At 68.1% G+C, this 20,110-nt stretch carries 20 protein-coding genes and 1 tRNA gene; 6 read left to right on the top strand and 15 right to left on the bottom strand.

The window, feature by feature from the left end:
- Positions 1-14: 14 nt before the first annotated feature.
- From WDM91_15065 to WDM91_15080, 4 genes are all read right to left on the bottom strand, one after another.
- A complete protein-coding gene (locus tag WDM91_15065) occupies positions 15-1,409 on the bottom strand; it encodes a PAS domain-containing protein (protein ID MEI9995914.1) in 1,395 nt (464 codons plus the stop codon).
- 28 nt (positions 1,410-1,437) lie between these two features.
- Positions 1,438-1,803, bottom strand: a complete 366-nt coding sequence (locus WDM91_15070) for a response regulator (protein ID MEI9995915.1) — start codon at positions 1,801-1,803, stop codon at positions 1,438-1,440.
- Between the two features lie 137 nt (positions 1,804-1,940).
- Positions 1,941-2,186: a hypothetical protein gene (locus WDM91_15075; GenBank protein ID MEI9995916.1), complete on the bottom strand. Its 246-nt coding sequence runs from the start codon at positions 2,184-2,186 to the stop codon at positions 1,941-1,943.
- A 145-nt stretch (positions 2,187-2,331) separates the two neighbouring features.
- Positions 2,332-2,407, bottom strand: a tRNA-Thr gene (locus tag WDM91_15080).
- 163 nt (positions 2,408-2,570) lie between these two features.
- On the opposite strand from WDM91_15080, the gene WDM91_15085 reads away from it, so the two are divergent.
- Genes WDM91_15085 through WDM91_15095 form a run of 3 tightly spaced genes read left to right on the top strand, consistent with a single transcriptional unit; the run spans position 2,571 to position 5,112 of the window.
- A complete protein-coding gene (locus WDM91_15085) occupies positions 2,571-3,677 on the top strand; it encodes a hypothetical protein (GenBank protein ID MEI9995917.1) in 1,107 nt (368 codons plus the stop codon).
- Entirely contained in the window at positions 3,674-4,684 is a 1,011-nt protein-coding gene (locus WDM91_15090; GenBank protein MEI9995918.1) for a phosphotransferase family protein, read from the top strand. The genes WDM91_15085 and WDM91_15090 overlap by 4 nt, the downstream gene beginning before the upstream one ends.
- A complete protein-coding gene (locus tag WDM91_15095) occupies positions 4,681-5,112 on the top strand; it encodes a hypothetical protein (GenBank protein ID MEI9995919.1) in 432 nt (143 codons plus the stop codon). The genes WDM91_15090 and WDM91_15095 overlap by 4 nt, the downstream gene beginning before the upstream one ends.
- Before the next feature lie 228 nt (positions 5,113-5,340).
- Here WDM91_15095 and WDM91_15100 read toward each other — a convergent pair whose 3' ends face one another.
- From WDM91_15100 to fsa, 4 genes are all read right to left on the bottom strand, one after another.
- The gene (locus WDM91_15100; GenBank protein ID MEI9995920.1) at positions 5,341-6,333 is read right to left on the bottom strand and encodes an IS5 family transposase; all 993 of its coding nucleotides are present in this window, start codon (positions 6,331-6,333) and stop codon (positions 5,341-5,343) included.
- A 102-nt stretch (positions 6,334-6,435) separates the two neighbouring features.
- The gene (locus WDM91_15105) at positions 6,436-7,344 is read right to left on the bottom strand and encodes a tyrosine recombinase XerC (protein MEI9995921.1); all 909 of its coding nucleotides are present in this window, start codon (positions 7,342-7,344) and stop codon (positions 6,436-6,438) included.
- The gene (locus tag WDM91_15110) at positions 7,320-8,015 is read right to left on the bottom strand and encodes a hypothetical protein (GenBank protein ID MEI9995922.1); all 696 of its coding nucleotides are present in this window, start codon (positions 8,013-8,015) and stop codon (positions 7,320-7,322) included. Before WDM91_15110 ends, WDM91_15105 begins: the two co-directional genes overlap by 25 nt.
- The gene (fsa, locus tag WDM91_15115; GenBank protein MEI9995923.1) at positions 8,012-8,671 is read right to left on the bottom strand and encodes a fructose-6-phosphate aldolase; all 660 of its coding nucleotides are present in this window, start codon (positions 8,669-8,671) and stop codon (positions 8,012-8,014) included. The genes WDM91_15110 and fsa overlap by 4 nt, the downstream gene beginning before the upstream one ends.
- An 86-nt stretch (positions 8,672-8,757) precedes the next feature.
- On the opposite strand from fsa, the gene WDM91_15120 reads away from it, so the two are divergent.
- Positions 8,758-10,929, top strand: coding sequence for a primosomal protein N' (locus tag WDM91_15120; GenBank protein ID MEI9995924.1), 2,172 nt, complete (start codon positions 8,758-8,760; stop codon positions 10,927-10,929).
- 285 nt (positions 10,930-11,214) lie between these two features.
- On the opposite strand, the gene leuC is transcribed toward WDM91_15120, so the two are convergent.
- The 4 genes from leuC to WDM91_15140 all read right to left on the bottom strand — a co-directional run bounded on the left by leuC (position 11,215) and on the right by WDM91_15140 (position 13,988).
- Positions 11,215-12,618, bottom strand: coding sequence for a 3-isopropylmalate dehydratase large subunit (gene leuC, locus WDM91_15125; GenBank protein ID MEI9995925.1), 1,404 nt, complete (start codon positions 12,616-12,618; stop codon positions 11,215-11,217).
- Positions 12,619-12,704: 86 nt separating this feature from the next.
- Entirely contained in the window at positions 12,705-12,896 is a 192-nt protein-coding gene (locus WDM91_15130) for a twin transmembrane helix small protein (GenBank protein MEI9995926.1), read from the bottom strand.
- 92 nt (positions 12,897-12,988) lie between these two features.
- A complete protein-coding gene (locus WDM91_15135; GenBank protein MEI9995927.1) occupies positions 12,989-13,333 on the bottom strand; it encodes a thermonuclease family protein in 345 nt (114 codons plus the stop codon).
- Positions 13,334-13,514: 181 nt separating this feature from the next.
- Entirely contained in the window at positions 13,515-13,988 is a 474-nt protein-coding gene (locus tag WDM91_15140) for a universal stress protein (GenBank protein ID MEI9995928.1), read from the bottom strand.
- 48 nt (positions 13,989-14,036) lie between these two features.
- Here WDM91_15140 and map point away from each other — a divergent pair, with 48 nt between their 5' ends.
- Positions 14,037-14,786 carry a type I methionyl aminopeptidase gene (gene map, locus WDM91_15145; protein ID MEI9995929.1) on the top strand — a complete coding sequence of 250 codons (750 nt, stop codon included), beginning with the start codon at positions 14,037-14,039 and terminating at the stop codon, positions 14,784-14,786.
- Between the two features lie 8 nt (positions 14,787-14,794).
- Here the strand turns inward: map and WDM91_15150 are convergent, their stop codons facing one another.
- Genes WDM91_15150 through WDM91_15160 form a run of 3 tightly spaced genes read right to left on the bottom strand, consistent with a single transcriptional unit; the run spans position 14,795 to position 17,888 of the window.
- Positions 14,795-15,994, bottom strand: a complete 1,200-nt coding sequence (locus WDM91_15150) for an ABC transporter permease (GenBank protein ID MEI9995930.1) — start codon at positions 15,992-15,994, stop codon at positions 14,795-14,797.
- Entirely contained in the window at positions 15,985-16,686 is a 702-nt protein-coding gene (locus WDM91_15155; GenBank protein ID MEI9995931.1) for an ABC transporter ATP-binding protein, read from the bottom strand. The genes WDM91_15150 and WDM91_15155 overlap by 10 nt, the downstream gene beginning before the upstream one ends.
- The gene (locus WDM91_15160; protein ID MEI9995932.1) at positions 16,683-17,888 is read right to left on the bottom strand and encodes an efflux RND transporter periplasmic adaptor subunit; all 1,206 of its coding nucleotides are present in this window, start codon (positions 17,886-17,888) and stop codon (positions 16,683-16,685) included. The genes WDM91_15155 and WDM91_15160 overlap by 4 nt, the downstream gene beginning before the upstream one ends.
- Before the next feature lie 169 nt (positions 17,889-18,057).
- Here WDM91_15160 and WDM91_15165 point away from each other — a divergent pair, with 169 nt between their 5' ends.
- Positions 18,058-20,088, top strand: coding sequence for a PBP1A family penicillin-binding protein (locus tag WDM91_15165; protein ID MEI9995933.1), 2,031 nt, complete (start codon positions 18,058-18,060; stop codon positions 20,086-20,088).
- Positions 20,089-20,110 lie beyond the last annotated feature (22 nt).

Genomic DNA, 20,110 nt, shown 5'->3' on the forward strand with positions numbered 1-20,110 from the left:
ACCGGACCGGTCCGCTAAGCGGCCAGGGGCTCGGCGCCACCGGCCAGGAGCAGCGGAAGGCGGATCTTGATCGCGGTGCCGGCCCGCTCTGGACCCGACACGGCGAGCCGCCCATGCAGCTGGCGAACGAAGATCGCCACATAGTCGGCGCCGCGCTTCTCCGGGATTTTCGCGACCACCTTGTCCTTCATGCCGATGCCGTCATCGGCGACGGTCAGTTCGATTTCGTCGGCGATCCGTTCCACCGTCAGCGTGACCCGGCCCGACCCGCCGGGAAAGGCGTGCTTGATGGCGTTCGTCGCCAATTCGTTGACCAGAAGGCCGAAAGGCACCGCGCGATCCGGATCGATGTCCAGCGGCTCGGCCTCCACCGCGATCGCGATGCCCGACTCCGTCCCGAGGCTTGCCGACATCGCCTTCGCGATCTCCCGCAAATAGGCATCGACGGCGACGGTCCGGCCGCGGCTGGATTGCGAAATCAAGTCGTAGAGCTGCGCGATGGCGCCGATGCGCGCCTGCATGGCTTTATAGCCCGGCAAGCACGGCGCCGGCGTCCATTTGGCCTCGTAGGAGATCAGGCCGACGACGATCTGCAGGTTGTTCTTGATGCGGTGCGATATCTCGTTGGTGAGCATCTGGGCGTCGCGCTCGCGCTGCTTGCGGTCGGTGATGTCCTCGAACACCAGCAGCATCCGGTGCGCGTGATTGCCCGGCTGCGAGATCTTCCGGGCGTTCAGGTTGAAGACGCGCAGGCCGAGACCCGGGAAGTCGTCTTCGATCTCGAAGTTCTCGATCGGCTTGTTTTCGGGAAGCACCTTTTCCATCAGATGGCGGAGCGCCGGCACGTCCCATTGATGCTGGCCCAGCTCGGAGATGCGCCGGCCATGCGCCTCGGCCTGGGTGATGCCGAACATGGTGAGGAAGGCCTTGCTCGCCGTGACGATCGTCATGTCGGTTTCGAGCACGACGAGCGGGTCGCGGATCGTATCGACGATGCTTTGGGTCAATTGCCAGTTGCGGTTGCTCTCCTTGCGGGCCGCGCGCTCCTCGCTGACATCCTCGATGGCAAGGAGGATGAACCCGTCATGCTCGCCCGGCCGGTAGATCTTGCGCGCATTCACCAGCATCGTGCGCTGGCCGATGGTCGGAAAGTCGTGCTCGACCTCGAAGCCCTCGACCGAGGCGCGATGGGGGATCACGCTCTCCAGGAGCGTGCGCAGCGCGGGGATGTCCCATTGCCGGTTGCCGAGGTCGTAGATGAGGCAGCCCTCGGTCTCGTCGGCGCTGGTGCGGAAGGTCTGGTAGAAGGCGCGATTGGCCGAAGTGATGTTGAGGTTGCGGTCGAGCACCAGAAGCGCGCTCGGCACGGTCTCCACGATGTCACTCGCGGCGATATCGGATACGGGCATGGTCCCTCGACGCTGTTGCGATCGGAAATTACGCTGCGAGCAGATTGACGAACGATCCCTGGAGCTGCTGCTCGGTGTAGGGCTTGCTCAGGCACTCCATGCCTTCGACGAACAGCGCCTTCATCTTGTCGGTCACGAAATTGCCCGTCGTGTAGAGGACGCGAAGCGCCGGACGCAGCTTGATTGCCTCCCGCGCGAGATCGCACCCCCCGAGTATCGCCGATCGGAGATAAATATCCGTGAACATCGCATCGATATGCTGTGCGGAGCGCAAATGGTGGAGCGCCTCGTCCATGTCGCCGGCCGACAGGGTTTCGTGGCCCCAGTCGCGGATCATCATCTCGGCGATCTCGCGCGTGAACACTTCGTCTTCGACGATGAGTATGACGGCCATGAACGCATCCGTATGGCAAAGCTTGCGCGGGTGCTGCCGCGATTCCTGCCAGAGATGCTGCCAGAGCCCTGCTGCCACGAGTGAGGGCGTTACGGACAACGCGCGGTCCGAATGAAGGTTCCGGTCCCGGCGACGGCCTATTCGTCGAACTGGGCCGAAAGACGGCCCGCCTTGAAGAGGATGGTGGGCTGCTCGTCGTAGTCGCCGGTTTCGGCGTCTCCTGTGGTGGAGAATGCGACGACGCCGAGCTTGGACTCCGCCATGCGCTCGGCCATCCGGCGCGCCGCCTCGCCCGATTTGCACGGGACCGCCTTCTCGGCCTTCAGCGCCGAGCCCCGGCCGGCGACGAAGGCTTGAACGATGTACGCGGTCTCACGAGCCATGAGCGACCATAGGCGACATCGGTCCGGCAACATAGGGCAAGCGGCCCGGTTTCGCGAAGGCCGGCTTGCCGAGCCGCAGCTCGCGGCAACCGCTCCGCCCTCGCCCTACGGCGCGACAGCCTTCTCTCGCTTCGCGAGCGAAGGCTGGTGCCGCTTGCGTGACTCGAACACGCGACCCCATCATTACGAATGATGTGCTCTACCGGCTGAGCTAAAGCGGCCTTCCGTCCAGCGCCCGGCCAAGGGCGCTCGAAAGAGGGCGCTAGATAACAACCCCGCCCCAAGACTGCAACACAGGATTTCCTTAAGGGAAAGTCCCGCTTTTTGCGTTGCCGGGGCGCGCGCGGGCCGCCATGCTGGCCAAAACATAACAGCGAAACGCCCATGCTCACCAAAGCCGACGACTATCCGGTGCACCAGCTGCCGGAGCCCATCGCCACATCCGGCACGGACCGCAATTTCTACGACCGCTATTTCTTCAACGGCTATGCGGCGGACGGCAGCGTGTTCTTCGCCGCGGCGCTGGGCGTCTATCCGCATCTGAACGTGATGGACGCCTCGCTGACCGTGATCGCGGACGGGGTGCAGCACAATCTGCGCGCCTCGCGCCTGCTCAACAGCGAGCGGATGGACACGACGGTCGGGCCGCTCTCGGTCGAGGTGGTCGCGCCGCTCAAGACCTTGCGCATCCGCGCCGCCGCCAATCCGCATGGCGTGACCGCCGACATCACCTTCCACGCCCGCGCCCTGCCGGTGGAGGAGCCGCGCTTCACCTACCGCCAGGGGCCGCGCACCATGCTGGACTATACGCGTCTGACGCAGAACGGCAGTTATGAGGGCTGGATCGAGGTCGCGGGCCGGCGCATCGCGCTGACGCCGGCGCGCATCGTGGGGACGCGCGACCGCTCCTGGGGCGTGCGGCCGATCGGGCTGGGCGATCCGCAGGGCGTGGCGCCGCCGCGGCTGCCGCAATTCTACTGGCTGTGGGCGCCGCTGAATTTCCCCGAGCGCTTCATGCTCTATCACAACAATGCCGATGCGGAGGGTCGAGCGTGGAACACCGCCTCGGTGATCGGCGGACTGGGCGATGCGGCGCCGGAGCATATGGCGGCCTGCTGGTCGACCATCGATTACAAGCCCGGCACGCGGCACGCGCGGCGGGCGGTGATCACGGCGCGCGACGCCAGGGGCGGCGAATGGCGTGCCGAACTGACGCCGAAGTTCAATTTCTACATGTCGGGCGTCGGCTACGGCCATCCCGAATGGGGCCATGGCCGCTATCGCGGCGAACTGGCGGTCGCCTATGATTCCTATCGCACGGACGCGGTTGACGAAAACGAGCCGCAGTTCCAGCACATCCAGGCGATCTGCGACGCGACGCTCACCGGACCGGACGGCGGGCGCAGCACCGGCACCGGCGTGCTCGAGCAGCTCGTCGTCGGCGCCTTTGCGCCGCATGGCCTGACCGGCATCTTCGATCCCGCGCCATGAACGAGCTCAGCGGCAGATTGCAGGCCTATCTGCGCGGCAAGCTGGCGGCGCCCGACCTGGTCGTCGCCGATTTGTCGCGCATCCCGGGGGGCGCATCGCGCGAGACCTATCGCTTCCGCGCGCGCCATGGCGGGCAGGACCGCGGCCTGATCCTGCGGCGCGATCCGCCGGCCAGCCTGATCGAGACCGAGCGCACCACCGAATACCGCGCCTATGAGGCGTTCCACGCGCTCGGCCTGCCGGTGCCGGCGCCGGTGGCGCTCGAGCTCGATCCCGCGCCGCTGGAACGGCCCTTCTTCATCATGGAGGAGATCGAGAACTGCCAGACCGGCTCGATCATGGCGCCCGACCCGTTCGGGGCGCAGCGCGAAAGCATCGGGCGGCAGTTCTATTCGGTGCTGGGCAGGATCGCGTCGGTCGATCCGCGCGATGTCGGCCTCGGCGATTTCGAAGGCGAGACCGACATCCACGACGTCGCGATGCACGAGGTGGCGCGCTGGGAGAAGGTGATCGACGAGGACGAGTGCGAGCCGCAGCCCATCGTGCGCGCCGCTTTGCGCTGGCTGAAGCGCAACCCGCCGCCGCCGGCGCAGAAGATCGCGGTGGTGCATGGCGATTACCGCACCGGCAATTTCCTCTATGACGAGAGCGGCACGATCCGCGCCATCCTCGACTGGGAGATGGCGCATCTGGGCGACCCGCTCGAGGATCTCGGCTGGGCGATCGATCCCTTGTGGTCGGGCGGCAATCCCGAGACTCCGGGCGGCATGCTGCCGCGCGCCGAGGCCATCGCACTGTGGGAGAAGACCAGCGGCCTGAAGGCCGAACCCGCGGCGCTCTACTGGTGGGAGATCTTCGCCAGCCTCAAAGGTGCGGCGATCTGGATGTCGGCGGCACGCGAATATGCGCAGGGTCGCAACACCGATCCGATCAACGCCTTTTCGGGCTGGTACTGCCTCGCCTTCCACAACAAGGTGCTGGCCGACCGGCTGGGAGCGGACGCATGAGCCCGGAAGTCGGAACCATCCTCGGACTGACCCAGCAGAAGCTTGCGAGCGGCTTCGGCGAGCACGGCGCGGCCTTCGCGGCCGGCACGGTCGGGCTGCTCGGCCTGATGTTGAATCTTTCGGCGCAGGAATACGAGCGCGGTGCCGATATCCGCTTCGCCGAGAACACCGACCTGCGCGCGCTGTTCGGCGCGCTCGCCGCCTCGGTGCAGGACGCGGGCTTGCGCGCGCGGCTCGAAGCGGCGGCGGCGGCGAAGGATGCCTCGCTGCGCATCTCGGCGCTGAACGAGAACAATTACCCGCTGCGCCGGCTGCTCACCGAATTGCAGATCGACGCCGAAGCGCGCGGCGACGCCGAAGCCCAGCGGCGCATCTGGGCGGTGCTCAAGGCCCTGGCGGCGCGGCGGTTCGTGACGTTCGGCGCTTAAGGATCCGCGTGAATCATTGGGCGGGCCAGTCCACAATGTGTCATGGCCCGCAACAGCGGGCCATCCCGTTGGACCAAGCACGGTTTTGAGAAAGAGCGTGGACGTCATCTGGATGGCCCGCTTTCGCGAGGGCTTTTCGGAAGTTGGGGGTTTGGGGCTCGCATTTGAGCTTTGAGCCTTTTGCAGGGATTGCGCTCCGGGTGGATGGCCCGGCTTGGTCGGATCGGACTACGCGACCGCGGCCCAGCGCTTGAGGTTTATGGCGATGGCTGCGAGGTGGAAGGCGCAGGCGTTGCGTGCCAGGCCTCGGTATCGTGCACGCTTGAGGCCGTGGACGTTCTTGAACAGCGCGAACAGCGGCTCGATGGCGCCACGGACCTTGGCGAGGCGGCTGTTGCGGGCATGCTCGTCTTGCGTCAGTGGGCGTTTGGGATGGCCGCGCCGCATGATGTGATTGGTGATGCCCATCGCGCCCAGCCGGACCGCGCGGCCGTGGCTGTCATAAGCCTTGTCGGCGTAGACGGCCTGCTCGTCGCCGCAGATCAATTGGTCGGCAACCGCGCTCTCGTTGATGTTGGCCGGTGTGAAGAGGAGGCGGCGGATAAAGCGGCTGGTCTTGTCCATCGCGGCGTGCAGCTTGTAGCCGAAGTGGTATTGGCCGTCCTTCTTTGTCCAGGCCGCGTCGGGGTCGTGCTCGCTGCCCACCAGCTTGCTCGCCGCTCTGCCCGCATCGTCACGCGGACCATCGCCCTGCGGCCTGGGCGGCCGGTTGACCGCGGCGGGGATCAGCGAGGCGTCGATCAGCGTGCCTTGCTTGAGCACGAAGCCGCCGGCCTCGATCTGCCGGCCAATCTCGGCGAACAGCGCCTCCTCCAGCCCGCCCGCCAGGCTCTCGCGGAACCGCCACAGCGTAACGTGGTCGGGGATCGGATCGCTCAGCGCAAGGCCCGCAAAGCGCCGGAACGATAGCCGGTCCTTCAGGCCTTCCTCCAGGGCCGGGTCCGACAGCGCGTACCAACGCTGCAATATCAGCGCCTTGAACAGCATCAGGGCCGGATAGCCCGGTGCCCCCATCGGACCACCGCGCAACGGCGCCAGCAAGACTTCCACCGGTGCCCAGTCCAAAAGCGCAAACACTCGGTCCAGCGCCCCGCTGCTGCCGCCAGCCGCAACAACCGCCCCATCCGCGAAGCTCAGCTGCCCGATACGACGTTCCGCCATCGCCCAATCCACCGTCCGATCAACACAGACAATGAATCAGTAATCCCAACTTCCGAAAAGCCCTCGCTTTCGCGGGCCATGACAAAATGGAGCGTTCGACGCTCACCCGCGCGGATGGGCTTTTTCGTAGACTTCCATGAGCTTGCGCGTGTCGATCTCGGTGTAGGTCTGAGTCGTCGAGAGGGAGGCGTGGCCGAGGAGCTCCTGCACCGCGCGCAGATCGCCGCCATTGGCCAGAAGATGCGTCGCGAAGGAATGGCGCAGGGCATGCGGCGTCGCGTGTTCGCTCAAGCCGAGCGCGCCGCGCAGGGTCTGCATCAGGCGCTGCGCCTCGCGCGGCCGCATCGGCAGGCCGCGGCGCGACAGGAAAAGCGGCGCGTCCTTGGCGCCGGTGAACGGGATTTGCGCGGCATAGGCGGCAACGGCCTCGCGCACCGCGTCGAGCACCGGCACCACGCGCTCCTTGCGGCCCTTGCCCAGGATGGTCAGCGACGCGGCGAGCGGGACGTCGCCGCGCCGCAGGCTCAGCGCTTCGGAGATGCGCAGGCCGGTGCCATAGAGCAGCGTCAGCAGGGCGGTGTCGCGCGCCGCGATCCAGGCGATGCCGTGTTCGCCCGCAACGGCGATCGCGCGCGCGGCGTCGCGCTCGCTCAACGGCCGCGGCAGGCCGCGGCGGATGCGCGGGGTGCGGACGGCGCGCGCCGCGGCGCTTTCCAGGATGTTCTCGCGCGCCAGGTAGCGGAAGAAGCCGCGCACCGCGGCCAGCGCACGCTGCACGCCCTTCGCGCCCAGCCCTTCGGCGCGGCGCACCGTGATGAAGGCGCGGATGTCGGCGGGCACCAGGCCGGCGAGCGCCCGCGTGTCGACGCTGCCGCCGAGATGCCCGCCGAGGAAGGTGAGGAAACGTTCGATGTCGTCGCCATAGGCGCGCAGCGTGTGCGGGCTGGCCCGCCGCTCATGCGCCAGCGACGACAGCCAGGCCTGGCTCAGGTCCTGGGCAGATCGAGCCATGCCCGGATCGCGCGTTCGAGGGCCCGCGCCGCGAAGCGCAGGTCGGTTGCGATGGCCTCGTCCTCGAAGGCGCCGCCGGCCAGCGCACCGAGCACGAACAACGCCGCGGGGGCGTTGCGGCCGATGCGGACGCGGAAGGCCGCGAGGCTGCCGAACTCGCCGCCGCCGGCGCCGAGCAGCAATTCGCCGCCGCCCGAGAGGATCGCGCCGGTGCCGCCCTGGCCCAGCACCAGCTCCGTCGTGCCCGGCGCGATGAGGCGGACGCCTTCGGTGCGCAGCGTGCCCATGCCGTCGCCCTCGACGCAGATCGCGGCGCGGTCGGCGCCGAAGGACGGCGCGGCGGCGATCACCACCGCGATCGCCTCGGCGAAGCTGCGCGCGTCGATCAGGTCGAGCACGAAGCGGCGCACCCCGGCGCCCATGCGGACGGAGGATTCGTGATGCCCGAGCAGGCTGTCGCGTTCCGCCTTCAGGGCCGCGTTCTCGGCACTGAGCTTGTCGATCACGAAACGCTGGAAGTCGCGCACCTCGCCGAGGTCGCTGCGTTCGGGCAGCAACAGCGCGAGCAGCTCGCCATCGGCGGCGAGCTGGGCACGGTTCATCCGGATGAACGCCTTGACCGCGTCGGCCGCCGCTTGCCCCGGAAGTGCGGATTGTGCCTGTTCGTTCATTCGTCCCTGATTCTGACGCCGGCTTTCTTGGCATCGGCCAGGAAGGCCGCGAGCCCCTTGTCGGTCAGCGGATGGTTGAGCAGCGATTTGAAGACGTCGACCGGCAGCGTCGCCACGTCGGAGCCCGACAGCGCGGCTTCGCGGACATGCGGGATGCCGCGGATCGAGGCCGCGAGGATCTGCGTGTCGAAACCGTAATTGTCGTAGATCGTGCGAATCTCGCGGATCAGCTCCATGCCGTCCTGGCCCGCGTCGTCGAGCCGGCCGATGAAGGGCGAGATGAAGGTCGCGCCCGCCTTGGCCGCCATCATCGCCTGGACCGGCGAGAAGCACAGCGTGACGTTGACCATGATGCCTTCGGCACGCAGCGCGCGGCAGGCGGCGAGGCCGTCCCAGGTCAGCGGCACCTTGATGGTGATGTTCTTGGCGATCTTCCCGAAGATCTTGGCTTCGGCGATCATCTCCTTCGTCTCGGTCGCGAGCACTTCGGCGCTCACCGGGCCGGGCACCGTGGCGCAGATGTCCTTGAGCGCGTCGAGATAGTTGAGGCCGGTCTTGGCCGCGAGGGAGGGATTGGTGGTCACGCCATCCACAAGGCCGGTTTCGGCCCATTTGGCGATTTCCTTGGGATCTGCAGTGTCGAGGAAGAGTTTCATGGTGCCACTTTGGTGTTGACCCGGCAGAATCACCATAACAAGTGTACCGCATGAGACACGCGGCGTTGAGACCTGCCGGAGATTTGTTGCTGCAACCCGCGCCGCGTGCCGGAGTCCTGCTTCCTTTGCCGTTGTCCGGTGCGTACGACTACAAGCTGCCAAAAGGAACTAACGCTTCGCGCGGCCTGCTGGTTTCGGCGCCGCTGGGGCCACGCGCTGCGCTGGGCGTGGTTTGGGGCGCGGCAGAAGGAAGCGTCGGCGACAACCGGCTGAAAGAGGCCTTGCCGCTGGAAGGGTATCCGGCCCTGCCGGCGCGGCTGTGCGATTTCGTCGACTGGGTGGCGCAATACACGCTGTCGCCGCCGGGCAGCATCCTCGCCATGGTGCTGCGCAACGGACGCGCCTTCGCACCGCAAGCCATGCGCATCGCCTATGTCCGCGGCGGCATCACGCCGGCGCGGCTGACGCCGGCGCGAGCACGGGTGCTGGATGTGGCCGGGGACGGGCTGGCGCGCAGCGTGCCGGGACTGGCGGAGGAGGCCAGCGTCTCGCCGGCGGTGGTGCGCGGATTGATCGAGGCCGGCGCGCTGGCGGCGACGCAGCTTCCCGAATTTCCGCCCTTCCCCGCCGCCGACCCGGACTTCGAAGTCCCGCGGCTCAATCCGGCACAGCAGGACGCGGCCAAGGCCCTGGCGCACGATGTTGCGGCGCAGCGCTTCGCTGTCAGCCTGCTCGACGGCGTCACGGGTTCGGGCAAGACGGAGGTCTATTTCGAAGCGGTCGCCGAGGCGCTGCGGCAGAGCAAACAGGTGCTGATCCTGCTGCCCGAGATCGCGCTGACCGTGCAATTCCTCGAGCGCTTCGCGGCCCGCTTCGGCTGCCGCCCGGCGGAGTGGCACTCCGACCTGTCGCAGAAGGAGCGGACGCGGACCTATCGCGCGGTGATGAACGGCGAGGCACGGGTCGTGGTGGGGGCGCGCTCCTCCCTCTTCCTGCCTTTCCAGGCGCTCGGCCTCATCGTCGTCGATGAAGAGCATGAGCAGGCCTACAAGCAGGAGGATGGCGCGGTCTATCACGCGCGCGACATGGCGGTGGTGCGGGCGCGCTTCGAGCATTGCCCGGTGGTGCTGGCGAGCGCGACGCCGTCGCTGGAGACCTATGTCAACGCGACCAGCGGGCGCTATGCGCATCGCCGGCTGGACGCGCGGCATGGCGGCGCGACCATGCCGACGACGCGCCTGGTCGACCTGCGGCAGGAAAAGGTCGCGGCGGGATCCTGGCTGTCGCAGCCCTTGCGCGATGCGGTCGCGCATGTGCTCGAAGCCGGGGAGCAGGCGATGCTGTTCCTCAACCGGCGCGGCTATGCGCCACTGACGCTGTGCGCGAGCTGCGGCCACAAGCTGACCTGCCGCGACTGCTCGTCCTGGCTGGTCGAGCATCGCTATCGCAAGCGGCTGGCTTGCCATCAATGCGGCTATGAGACGGTGACACCGCCCAAATGTCCGCAATGCGCCGCGGAGGGCGCGCTGATCGCGTGCGGCCCGGGCGTCGAGCGCGTCGCGGAGGAATTCGCGGCGCTGTTCCCGCAGGCGCGGCTTGCCATCGCCTCGTCCGACACGATGCATGGACCGCGCGAGACCCAGGCGGCGATCCGCGCCATGGCGAAGCGCGAGATCGACGTGCTGATCGGGACGCAGATCGTCGCCAAGGGGCACCACTTTCCGCAGCTGACGCTGGTCGGCGTGATCGATGCCGATCTCGGCGGATCCGAAGGCGATGTGCGGGCGCGCGAGCGGACCTTCCAGCTCCTGCACCAAGTGTCGGGGCGCGCGGGACGGGCGGACAAGCCGGGGCTGGTGCTGCTGCAGACGCGCAATCCGGCCGATGCGGTGATGGCGGCGCTCGCCTCGGGCGACCGCGATGCGTTCTACGAGCAGGAGCGCGTCTTCCGCGAGCGCGCGAGCGCCCCGCCCTTCGGCCGGCTGGCGGCGATCATCCTGTCGAGCCATGACGCGCTGGCGGTCGTCGAGGCGGGCAAGCTGCTGGCGCAGGCGGCACCCGCGGCGCGCGGCGTGAAGGTGTGGGGCCCGACGCCGGCCTTCTATCACCTGCTGCGCGGCCAGACCCGCGAGCGCCTGCTGGTGCAGGCGGAGCGCACGATCGACGTGCAGGCCTATCTGCGGGCCTGGCTGGGCGCGCTCAAGCTGTCGAACAAGGTGCGCGTGACGGTGGATGTCGATCCGGTGAGTTTTTTCTAGAGTCGATTTGGTTTGAACCGATCAAACCAGTCGTCATGGCCGCCTTCGTGGCGGCCACCCAAGATCTCCCTGCTGCATGGGTGTTCATGGGTGGCCGGGACAAGCCCGGCCATGACGATATTGCTTGCCCACTTGTCATCCCCGGCTGAGTGTTGCGCAGCAACGCGAAGGGAAGGGGACCCAGGCGGGAAAAACCGTCACGGTATTTCCCGCCTGGGTCCCCTTCCCCTCGCAGCGCTTCGCGCTGCTCGGCCGGGGATGACAAGTGGGCTTGCGGCGGGTGCGCTACTGAAACTCCCGCACATCCGCAAGATGTCCCGCGATCGCGGCGGCGGCGGCCATTGCCGGGCTCATCAGATGCGTGCGGCCGCCGCGGCCCTGGCGGCCTTCGAAATTGCGGTTGGAGGTCGAGGCGCAGCGCTCGCCGGGCTCCAGCTTGTCGGCGTTCATCGCCAGGCACATCGAGCAGCCGGGCTCGCGCCATTCGAAGCCGGCTTCGAGGAAGATCTCGTCGAGGCCTTCTTCCTCGGCCTGCGCCTTCACCAGGCCCGAGCCGGGCACGACCATGGCGCCGACATGCGCGGCCACCTTCTTGCCCTTGGCGATGGCGGCGGCGGCGCGCAGATCCTCGATCCGGCCATTGGTGCACGAACCGATGAAGACGCGGTCGACCCGCACATCCTTGAGCGCGACGCCGGGCGTCAGGCCCATATAGTCGAGGGCGCGCTCGACGCCGGCGCGCTGCGCCTCGTCGGGAATCGCGGCGGGATCGGGCACGGCCGCGGTGACCGGCAGCGCCTGCTCCGGCGAGGTGCCCCAGGTGACCATCGGCACGATGTCCCTGGCGTCGAGCGCGATCTCGGCATCGAACTGCGCGCCGGGATCGGACTTCAGCGTCTTCCAGTACATCACCGCGTGCTCGAACTGCGCCGCTTTCGGCGCGCGCGGCTTGCCGGCGATGTATTTGAAGGTCGTCTCGTCCGGCGCGATCAGGCCGGCGCGGGCGCCCGCCTCGATGGTCATGTTGCACAGGGTCATGCGGCCTTCCATCGAGAGCGCCCGCACCGCGTCGCCGGCATATTCGATGACATAGCCGGTGCCGCCGGCGGTGCCGATCCTGGCGATGATCGCGAGCGCGATGTCCTTGGCGGTGACGCCGAGCGGCAGCGTGCCGTTCACCGTGACGCGCATGTTCTTCGACTTGGGCATGAGCAGCGTCTGCGTCGCCATCACATGCTCGACATCGGAGGTGCCGATGCCGAAGGCGACCGAACCGAAGGCGCCATGGGTCGAGGTGTGGCTGTCGCCGCAGACGATGGTGGTGCCCGGCAGGGTCCAGCCCTGCTCCGGCCCGACGATGTGGACGATGCCCTGGCGGATGTCGTCCATCGCGAGATATTCGACGCCGAAATCCTTGGCGTTGCGCTCCAGCGTCGCGATCTGCTCGCGCGATTCCGGATCGGTGATGCCGAGGGCGCGGTCCTTGGTGGGCACGTTGTGGTCGGCGACCGCAAGTGTGAGGTCGGGCCGGCGCAGCTTGCGCCCCGCAAGGCGCAGGCCTTCGAAGGCCTGCGGGCTCGTCACCTCATGGACGAGATGGCGGTCGATATAGAGCACGGCGGATTCGCCCGGCGCTTCGTGCACCAGATGGGCGTCCCAGATCTTGTCGTACAGGGTTCTGTCGGTCATGGCGGGGCTTTAACAGCACTTTGGCCCCGTGCCCGCAAGAGGATTTCTCGCCGCCCCGCCATGCGGACAGATTGTTCCGGCGCTCGCTAGCGATGGCTGAAATACAGCACGGTCATGATGATGACGACGGCGATGAATTGCAGCAGCACGCGCAGCCGCATCAGCCGGTTGGACCAGGTCGCCGCCACCGCGCCGCCGCGCCACAACACATAGAGGCCGCTGAGCAGCGCGGCCAGCACCGCGGCAAGCGCGAAGGCGACGAGAAGCTTGCCGTTCATGCGATGTCCCTTGGCGGCGGAGTGTCCTGTATCCGCCGGGACATGCAGGGGTGCAAGAGGCCGGACAGGCCGGGCGATGACGATTGCTTGGTTCAGCACCAGCCGTCGCGATGGCCGCCGTCATAGCTGCGGGCGAGGCGGGCGCGGATCATCGCGGCGGCGATGTCGCCGGCGGCATCGCTGACCTGGGCGTCGACCCGTCCGCCGTATTTGTCGTGGCGCACCGCGGTGAGCCGGACCTCGCCGCCTTCGATCCGCCGGCTCAGATAGGCGCGGGCGGCTTCGGCCCGGCTGCGTTCGGAGTCGCAACGGGCGCGCAGCTCCGGCGCGTCGATGCCGACGATCCGGACGCGGACCGTGACCTGCTGGTCCAGCCAGATGAAGGCGGAGGCTTCGAAGGTGTCGCCGTCGATCACCCGGTCGACATGCGCGGCCACCGGACCGGGAAAATATGTAACATAATCAGATGCTTGTGATAGTTTCGGCAATATAATTGTTATCGCCGCGGCTGCGAGCAGGAGTTTCCCGGCGGGCAGTTTCATAGGTTGTGACAACCTGTGTAACAATCATAAGTTGTATACCAGAGCCGCAAACCACCTTCAAGCCGTTCCCGCGCCCTCAGGCGAGCTGGTCGATCTTCTCGTCGGTGAAATTGCCCGGCACGATGGTGACGGGGATCGCCTGGACGCCGCTGGCGAACAGCGAGACCAGCGGGCCGGGCCCCTCCTTGGCGGTGCCGGAGGCGAGGACCAGGATCGAGATGTCCTTGTCCGCCTTGATGAGCTCGAGCAGCGCGTCGGTCGGTCGGCCCTCGGCAATGACGAGTTCCGGGATGATGCCGGCCAGCTCGTTCACCGTCTTGGCGGCGGCGTAGATCAGGCCTTCGGCTTCCTGATGCGCCTCGTCGCGCATGATCTCTTCGACCCCGCGCCATTGCTGGAAATCGGCGGGCTGGGCGACGCAGAGCAGGGTGACGCGGCCGCCCGTGTGCTGCGCCCGCCGCGCCGCGAAACGCACGGCGATGCGGGCCTCGGGCGTCTTGTCGACGACGACGAGGAATTTGCGCGGGCGGTCGAGGGGGCTCTCGCTCATGGCCGCGGATGCTGACACCATGGGCCGCGCAGCGGCAAGGCATCTCTCATGACCATCGAACGCGAAGAACAGCTCGAGAAACTCAAGCGCGCCGGCCAGGTCGTCGCGGCCACGATGAAGGCGATGGCGGCGGCGATGGAGCCGGGCATGACGACCGGCGAGCTCGACGCGCTGGGCCGCGCGCTGCTCGAACGCGACGGTGCGCGCCCCGCGCCGGAATCGACCTACAAATTTCCCGGCGCGACCTGCATCTCGGTGCTGCCCGCCATCGCGCATGGCATTCCCGGCGCGCAGGTGCTCAAGGCCGGCGACCTCGTCAACATCGATGTATCGGCCGACATCGACGGCTATTACGCCGATACCGGCGGCAGCTTCGCGATCCCGCCGGTCCAGGCCAGGATCGAAAAGCTGTGCCGCGACGGCAAGCGCGCGATGTGGAGCGGCATCCGCGCGGTGAAGGCCGGCGGCAAGCTGAACGAGATCGGCCGCGCCGTGCAGGCCTTCGCCGACAAGAACCGCTACACCCTGATCCGCAACCTTGCGAGCCATGGCGTGGGCGGCGCCCTGCACGAGGCGCCGGGGCATATCCCGACCTGGTACGAGCCGGGCGACCGGCGCCGGATCCCCGAAGGCCTGGTCTTCACCATCGAGCCTTTCCTCTCGACCGGTTCAAGCTGGGCCGAGGAAGGCAGCGATCCCTGGACGCTGTTTGCCGATGGCGGGCATGCGACGGTGCAATACGAACATACGCTGGTCGCGACCAGGCGCGGCCCGGTGGTGCTGACGCTGGCGGGATAGCACCGGCGCTATTCGTGGCGCAGGGCTTCGATGGGGTCGAGGCGGGCGGCGCGCCGGGCGGGGAAGAAGCCGAAGGCGACGCCGACCAGGGCCGCGAAGCCGACCGCGATCACCACGATGCCGGGCTGGAAGATGAAGGGCAGGCCGAACGCGCTCGCCAGCGCCGCCGAGCCGGCGAGGCCGAGCGCGACGCCGACCATGCCGCCCGAGGCCGACATCACGACCGACTCGATGAGGAATTGCAGCAGCACGTCGCGCTCGCGGGCGCCGATCGCGAGGCGGATGCCGATCTCGCGCGTCCGCTCGGTCACCGAGACCAGCATGATGTTCATGATGCCGATGCCGCCGACCAGGAGGCTGATCGCCGCCACGGCGGAGAGGAAGGCGGTGAGCACGCCGGTCACACCCTGCACCACCTGGGTGATCTCCTGCATGTCCTCGACTTCGAAATCGTCGCTCTGGCCCGGCAGGATGTGGCGGCGCTCGCGCATCAGGCGCTGGATGGCGTCCTTCGCGTGTCCCATCTCGGCGGCGCTGGCGACCGAGATGCGGATCACGTTGACGTCGGTGTTGCCGGCGAGCTTGCGCTGCACCGCCTTGAGCGGCATCAGCACCAGCTCGTCCATGTCCTGGCCGAAGGACGAGGTGCCCTTGGGCTCGAGCAGGCCGATGACCTCGCAGGTCACCTTGTTGATGCGGATGCGCTCACCGACCGGGACCTGCTCGCCGAACAGGTCGCGGCGCACCGTCTCGCCCAGGAGGCAGACCGACTTGCCCGCGAGGATCTCGGCCGGCGAGAAGTCGCGGCCATAGGTGACGTTCCAGTTGCGGCTGCGCAGATAGGCGTTGGTCGTGCCGTCGACCTGGGTCGAATGGTTGCGGTTGCCGTTCACCGCGACGCCCTGCACCGCCAGCTCGGGCACGACTTCGGCGAGGCCCGGCACGTCGCGCTGCACGGCGTCGACCGTCGTCATGTCGAAGGGCGTGGTCGCGGTGGGCGGGCCGTTGCGCTGGCCCGGGACCAGGATCAGCAGGTTGTTGCCGATGGTGTTGATGTCGGAGGTCACGCGCCGGTTGGCGCCGGCGCCCAGCGTGACCATCAGGATCACCGCGCCGACGCCGATCACGATGCCGAGCGTGGTGAGGCCGGCGCGCAGCAGGTTGTTGCGGATCTCGCGCAGCGCCAGCAGGAAGGCGTTCAGGAGCATCGCGCGCACCCGCTGTCGGCGGCGATCAGCCCGTCATGGAAGCGCACCTGGCGGTTCGCATAGGCGGCGACGTCCTCCTCATGGGTGACCAGCACGATGGTGAGGCCCGCTTCGTTCAACGATTTGAGCAGCCGCATGATCTCGTGGCTCTTGGCACTGTCGAGATTGCCGGTCGGCTCGTCGGCGAAGACGACGGAGGGGCTGGCGACCAGCGCCCGCGCGATCGCCACGCGCTGCTGCTGGCCGCCCGAAAGCTCGGCGGCCGTATGATGCTCGCGGCCCTTGAGGCCGACCTGGTCGAGCACGGCGAGGCCGAGCTTGCGGCGCTCCGCCCTGGCCATGCCGCGATAGATCAGCGGCAGCTCGATGTTCTCGAGCGCGGTGGTGCGCTTGAGCAGGTTGAAGCCCTGAAAGACGAAGCCGAGATAATGGCGGCGCAGAAGAGCACGCTGGTCGCGGCTCAGCGCGCTCACATCGGTGCCGCGGAAGAGATAGTGGCCGGCGGTTGGCGCGTCGAGGCAGCCCAGGATGTTCATGCAGGTCGACTTGCCCGAGCCCGACGGCCCCATCACGGCGACGAACTCGCCGTCGCGGATGGCGAGATCGATGCCGGCCAGGGCCGCGACCTGCGCCTCGCCGGTGCCGTAGACGCGGGCGACGCGCTTCAGTTCGATGAGCGGCGCGGGGCTCAAGGGAAGGACTTGGCCGCGGGTTTGGCGCCGGCCGTGTCGATGGCCGCGAGATCGCCCTCCTTGAGGTCGCCGCTCAGCGCCACGGTGAAGCGGCCGTCGCTCGGCCCGAGCTTGACGTCGCGCGGCGAGAGCTTGCCACCGTCCAGCACCCAGACGCGGCCGACGCTTGCGCCGTTCTGCGGCGTCGGCGCGGGCGGCGCCTTGGCCTTCACATCCTCGGGCGGCACGAAGCGCAGCGCGGCGTTGGGGATCAGCAAGGCATGCCGGACATGGGCGGCGTCGATCTGCGCCGTCGCGGTCATGCCGGGCTTGAGCAGGCCGCCCGGATTGGAAACCAGCAGCACGCCGCGATAGGTCACGACGCCCTGCACGGTCTGCGGCGCGTTGTGGATCGAGATCAGCCTGGCTGCGAAGCGCTGCGCCGGATAGGCGTCGACGGTGAAGGAGGCCTTGGCGCCGGTCCGCAGCACGCCGACATCGGCCTCGTCGATATCGACGTCGAGCTCCATCTGCGACAGGTCGGAAGCCAGCGTGTACAGCACCGGGATGGTCATCGCCGCGACCACGGTCTGGCCGGCCGAGACCTTGCGGTCGAGCACCACGCCGTCGATCGGCGAATAGATCGTCGCCTTGGACAGCGTCGTTTCGTTCGAGTTCACCGTCGCCGCGGCGAGCCGCAGGCCGGCATTGGCGCGCGCCAGATCGGCATTGGCGGTGTCCATCTCCTGCCGCGAGGCGGCGTTGGAGCGGAACAGCGCGGCGGTGCGGCGCTGGGTCTGCCCCGCCTGGATCAGCGTGGCCTGGGCCTGGGCCAAGGTGGCGCGCGACTGGGCGAGCGCGGCATCGAAGGCCAGCGTGTCGATCCGCGCGAGCTTCTGACCCTTCTTCACATGATCGTTGAAATCGACATAGAGTGCGTCGATCTTGCCCGAGACCTCGGCGCCGACATCGACCTGGTTGCGCGGCTGCAGCGTGCCGGTGGCGCTGACGGTGATGGCGAGATCGGCGCGGGTCACCGCCTGGGTGACATAGCTGGTGCCCGAGCCGCCGCCGAACACAAGGCGCAGGAGGATCGCCAGGACGATCACGGCGCCGCCGCCGATATAGAACCACTGCCGGCGCGTGAAGCGGCCCTTCACCGCGCCCAAGCCGAGGCGGGTGGCCAGATCGCTGCCGCTCTGGTCTTTGCTGCTGTTCGTCAAGGACGATGAACCCCTAGGCCGCGGCTGAGTTAGTGATCCCTTATCGCCGATGCAATGCGGCGCCGACATTTCTCTGAGGATTCCTCCGGATAGCGGCGCCCGGCGCGAAGCGTATGTTTAAAGCCCGTTAACACTTGGCGCCTAGAACGAGGCTGTCCGAGGCGACCCGATGGCCAGAAAACCCAGAGATGAGCCGCGATTCCGCGAATCCGGCCGGGGCCCGCGCGGCCCCGGCGACGGGCCGCCCCGCGATTTCGTCGCGGCCCCGCCGCCGCCCCGCCCCCGCAAGCGCCGCGCCTGGCCCTATGCCGTCATGCTGCTGCTCGCCTGGGGGGTGATCGCCGGGGCGGTGTTCTGGTCGCATTTCCTGTCCGACCTGCCGGACACGACCAGGCTGATGACCAAAGGCGCGTCGCATGACGTGACCATCCTGGATCTCCAGGGCCGGCTGATCGCGCGGCGCGGCCTGACCCAGGGCGACCGGATCGACGTCTCCAGCCTGCCGCCCTATGTCGCGAACGCCTTCATCGCGATCGAGGACCGCCGTTTCCGCAGCCATGTCGGGGTCGATCCCGTCGGCCTGATGCGTGCGGCCTATGAGAATGTCGAGGCCGGGCATGTCCGGCAGGGCGGCTCGACCCTGACCCAGCAGCTCGCCAAGAACCTGTTCCTGGATCCCAACCGCACCTTCGAGCGCAAGATCCAGGAGGCGATGCTCGCGCTCTATCTGGAGTCGCGCTATTCGAAGGACCAGATCCTCACGCTCTACCTGAACCGGGTCTATTTCGGCGCCGGCGTCTATGGCATCGAGGCGGCGTCGCAGCGCTTCTTCGGCAAGCATGCGGTGAAGCTCACCCTGACCGAGGCCGCGATCCTGGCCGGCAGCGTGAAGGCGCCGGCGAAATACAATCCCCTGGCCGACACCGACGCCGCGCTGACGCGCGCCGCGATCGTGCTGCGGGCGATGGAGGATTGCGGCTTCATCGACGACAAGACGCGGGCCGACGCGCAGGCGACGCGGCCCCGCATCGTGCGCGGCTCGGGCACGCCGGGCTCGGGCTATTTCGTCGACTGGGTGCTCGGCAACCTGTCGGGCTATGTCGGCGATGCCGGCGATTCGCTGATCGTGGAGACCACGTTCGACCTCGATGCACAGGGCCAGGCCGAGCGCGCCGTGGCGCAGGGGCTCGGCGCGCAGGGCGCGGCGCTGCATGCGAGCCAGGCGGTGCTGGTGGCGATGACGCCGGACGGCGCGGTGCGCGCCATGGTCGGCGGACGCTCCTATGAGGAAAGCTCCTACAACCGCGCCACCGAGGCGGTGCGTCAGCCGGGCTCGGCCTTCAAGCCGTTCGTCTATCTCGCCGCCTTCGAGCACGGCCACACGCCCGACGACGTGATGACTGACGGGCCGGTCGACATCCATGGCTGGAAGCCCGGCGACTATGAAGGCAAGTTCGAGGGCGCGATGCCGCTGGTGCGGGCCTTCGCGAAATCCTCCAATGTGATCGCGGCCCAGCTCACCGCCGAGATCGGCGCCCCGACCGTGGCGCGCACCGCGCACCGCCTGGGCATCGCCTCGCCGCTCGACGAGGTCGCCTCGCTCGCGCTGGGCACCTCCGGCGTGACGCCGCTGGAGCTGACCGGCGCCTATGTGCCCTTCGCCAATGGCGGGCGCAGCGCCCCGCCCTTCGCGATCCTGCGGATCAAGACGCGCAGCGGCAAGGTGCTCTACCAACACAAGCCGGAGGGCGGCGAGACCGTCATCGCGACGCAGAACGCGGCGCAGATGACGCGCCTGATGACCGAGACCGTGCTGACCGGCACCGGCCGGGCGGCGCGGCTGGACGGACGGCCGACCGGCGGCAAGACCGGCACGACGCAGGATTTCCACGACGCATGGTTCGTCGGCTTCACCGCCGATCTCGTTTGCGGCGTGTGGATCGGCAATGACGACAACGCGCCGATGGTGCATGCGACGGGCGGCACGCTGCCGGCGAAGATCTTCCACGGCTTCATGACGGCGGCCGAGGCCGGCGTGCCGGTGAAGCCGCTGGCGGGCGGCGTCGCGGTCGCGGCGGCACAGCCGGCGACGACACCGGACGGCACCGAGCCCGCCGAAGCCCCGCCGCCGCCGGAGGCCAAGAAGCCGGACACGATCGAGGACCTGATCAACAACATCTTCAGCAAGGGCGGGACATAGCGCCGCCTTTTCCTCCCCGTGT

The organism is Rhizomicrobium sp., assembly GCA_037200385.1.
Classification (GTDB): Bacteria; Pseudomonadota; Alphaproteobacteria; order Micropepsales; family Micropepsaceae; genus Rhizomicrobium.

Bases quoted from the DNA above. Each gene is read 5' to 3' on its own strand.
- WDM91_15065 (MEI9995914.1), bottom strand. From the start codon at position 1,409: ATGCCCGTATCCGATATCGCCGCGAGTGACATCGTGGAGACCGTGCCG.
- WDM91_15070 (MEI9995915.1), bottom strand. From the start codon at position 1,803: ATGGCCGTCATACTCATCGTCGAAGACGAAGTGTTCACGCGCGAGATC.
- WDM91_15075 (MEI9995916.1), bottom strand. From the start codon at position 2,186: ATGGCTCGTGAGACCGCGTACATCGTTCAAGCCTTCGTCGCCGGCCGG.
- WDM91_15085 (MEI9995917.1), top strand. From the start codon at position 2,571: ATGCTCACCAAAGCCGACGACTATCCGGTGCACCAGCTGCCGGAGCCC.
- WDM91_15090 (MEI9995918.1), top strand. From the start codon at position 3,674: ATGAACGAGCTCAGCGGCAGATTGCAGGCCTATCTGCGCGGCAAGCTG.
- WDM91_15095 (MEI9995919.1), top strand. From the start codon at position 4,681: ATGAGCCCGGAAGTCGGAACCATCCTCGGACTGACCCAGCAGAAGCTT.
- WDM91_15100 (MEI9995920.1), bottom strand. From the start codon at position 6,333: ATGGCGGAACGTCGTATCGGGCAGCTGAGCTTCGCGGATGGGGCGGTT.
- WDM91_15105 (MEI9995921.1), bottom strand. From the start codon at position 7,344: ATGGCTCGATCTGCCCAGGACCTGAGCCAGGCCTGGCTGTCGTCGCTG.
- WDM91_15110 (MEI9995922.1), bottom strand. From the start codon at position 8,015: ATGAACGAACAGGCACAATCCGCACTTCCGGGGCAAGCGGCGGCCGAC.
- fsa (MEI9995923.1), bottom strand. From the start codon at position 8,671: ATGAAACTCTTCCTCGACACTGCAGATCCCAAGGAAATCGCCAAATGG.
- leuC (MEI9995925.1), bottom strand. From the start codon at position 12,618: ATGACCGACAGAACCCTGTACGACAAGATCTGGGACGCCCATCTGGTG.
- WDM91_15130 (MEI9995926.1), bottom strand. From the start codon at position 12,896: ATGAACGGCAAGCTTCTCGTCGCCTTCGCGCTTGCCGCGGTGCTGGCC.
- WDM91_15140 (MEI9995928.1), bottom strand. From the start codon at position 13,988: ATGAGCGAGAGCCCCCTCGACCGCCCGCGCAAATTCCTCGTCGTCGTC.
- map (MEI9995929.1), top strand. From the start codon at position 14,037: ATGACCATCGAACGCGAAGAACAGCTCGAGAAACTCAAGCGCGCCGGC.
- WDM91_15150 (MEI9995930.1), bottom strand. From the start codon at position 15,994: ATGCTCCTGAACGCCTTCCTGCTGGCGCTGCGCGAGATCCGCAACAAC.
- WDM91_15165 (MEI9995933.1), top strand. From the start codon at position 18,058: ATGGCCAGAAAACCCAGAGATGAGCCGCGATTCCGCGAATCCGGCCGG.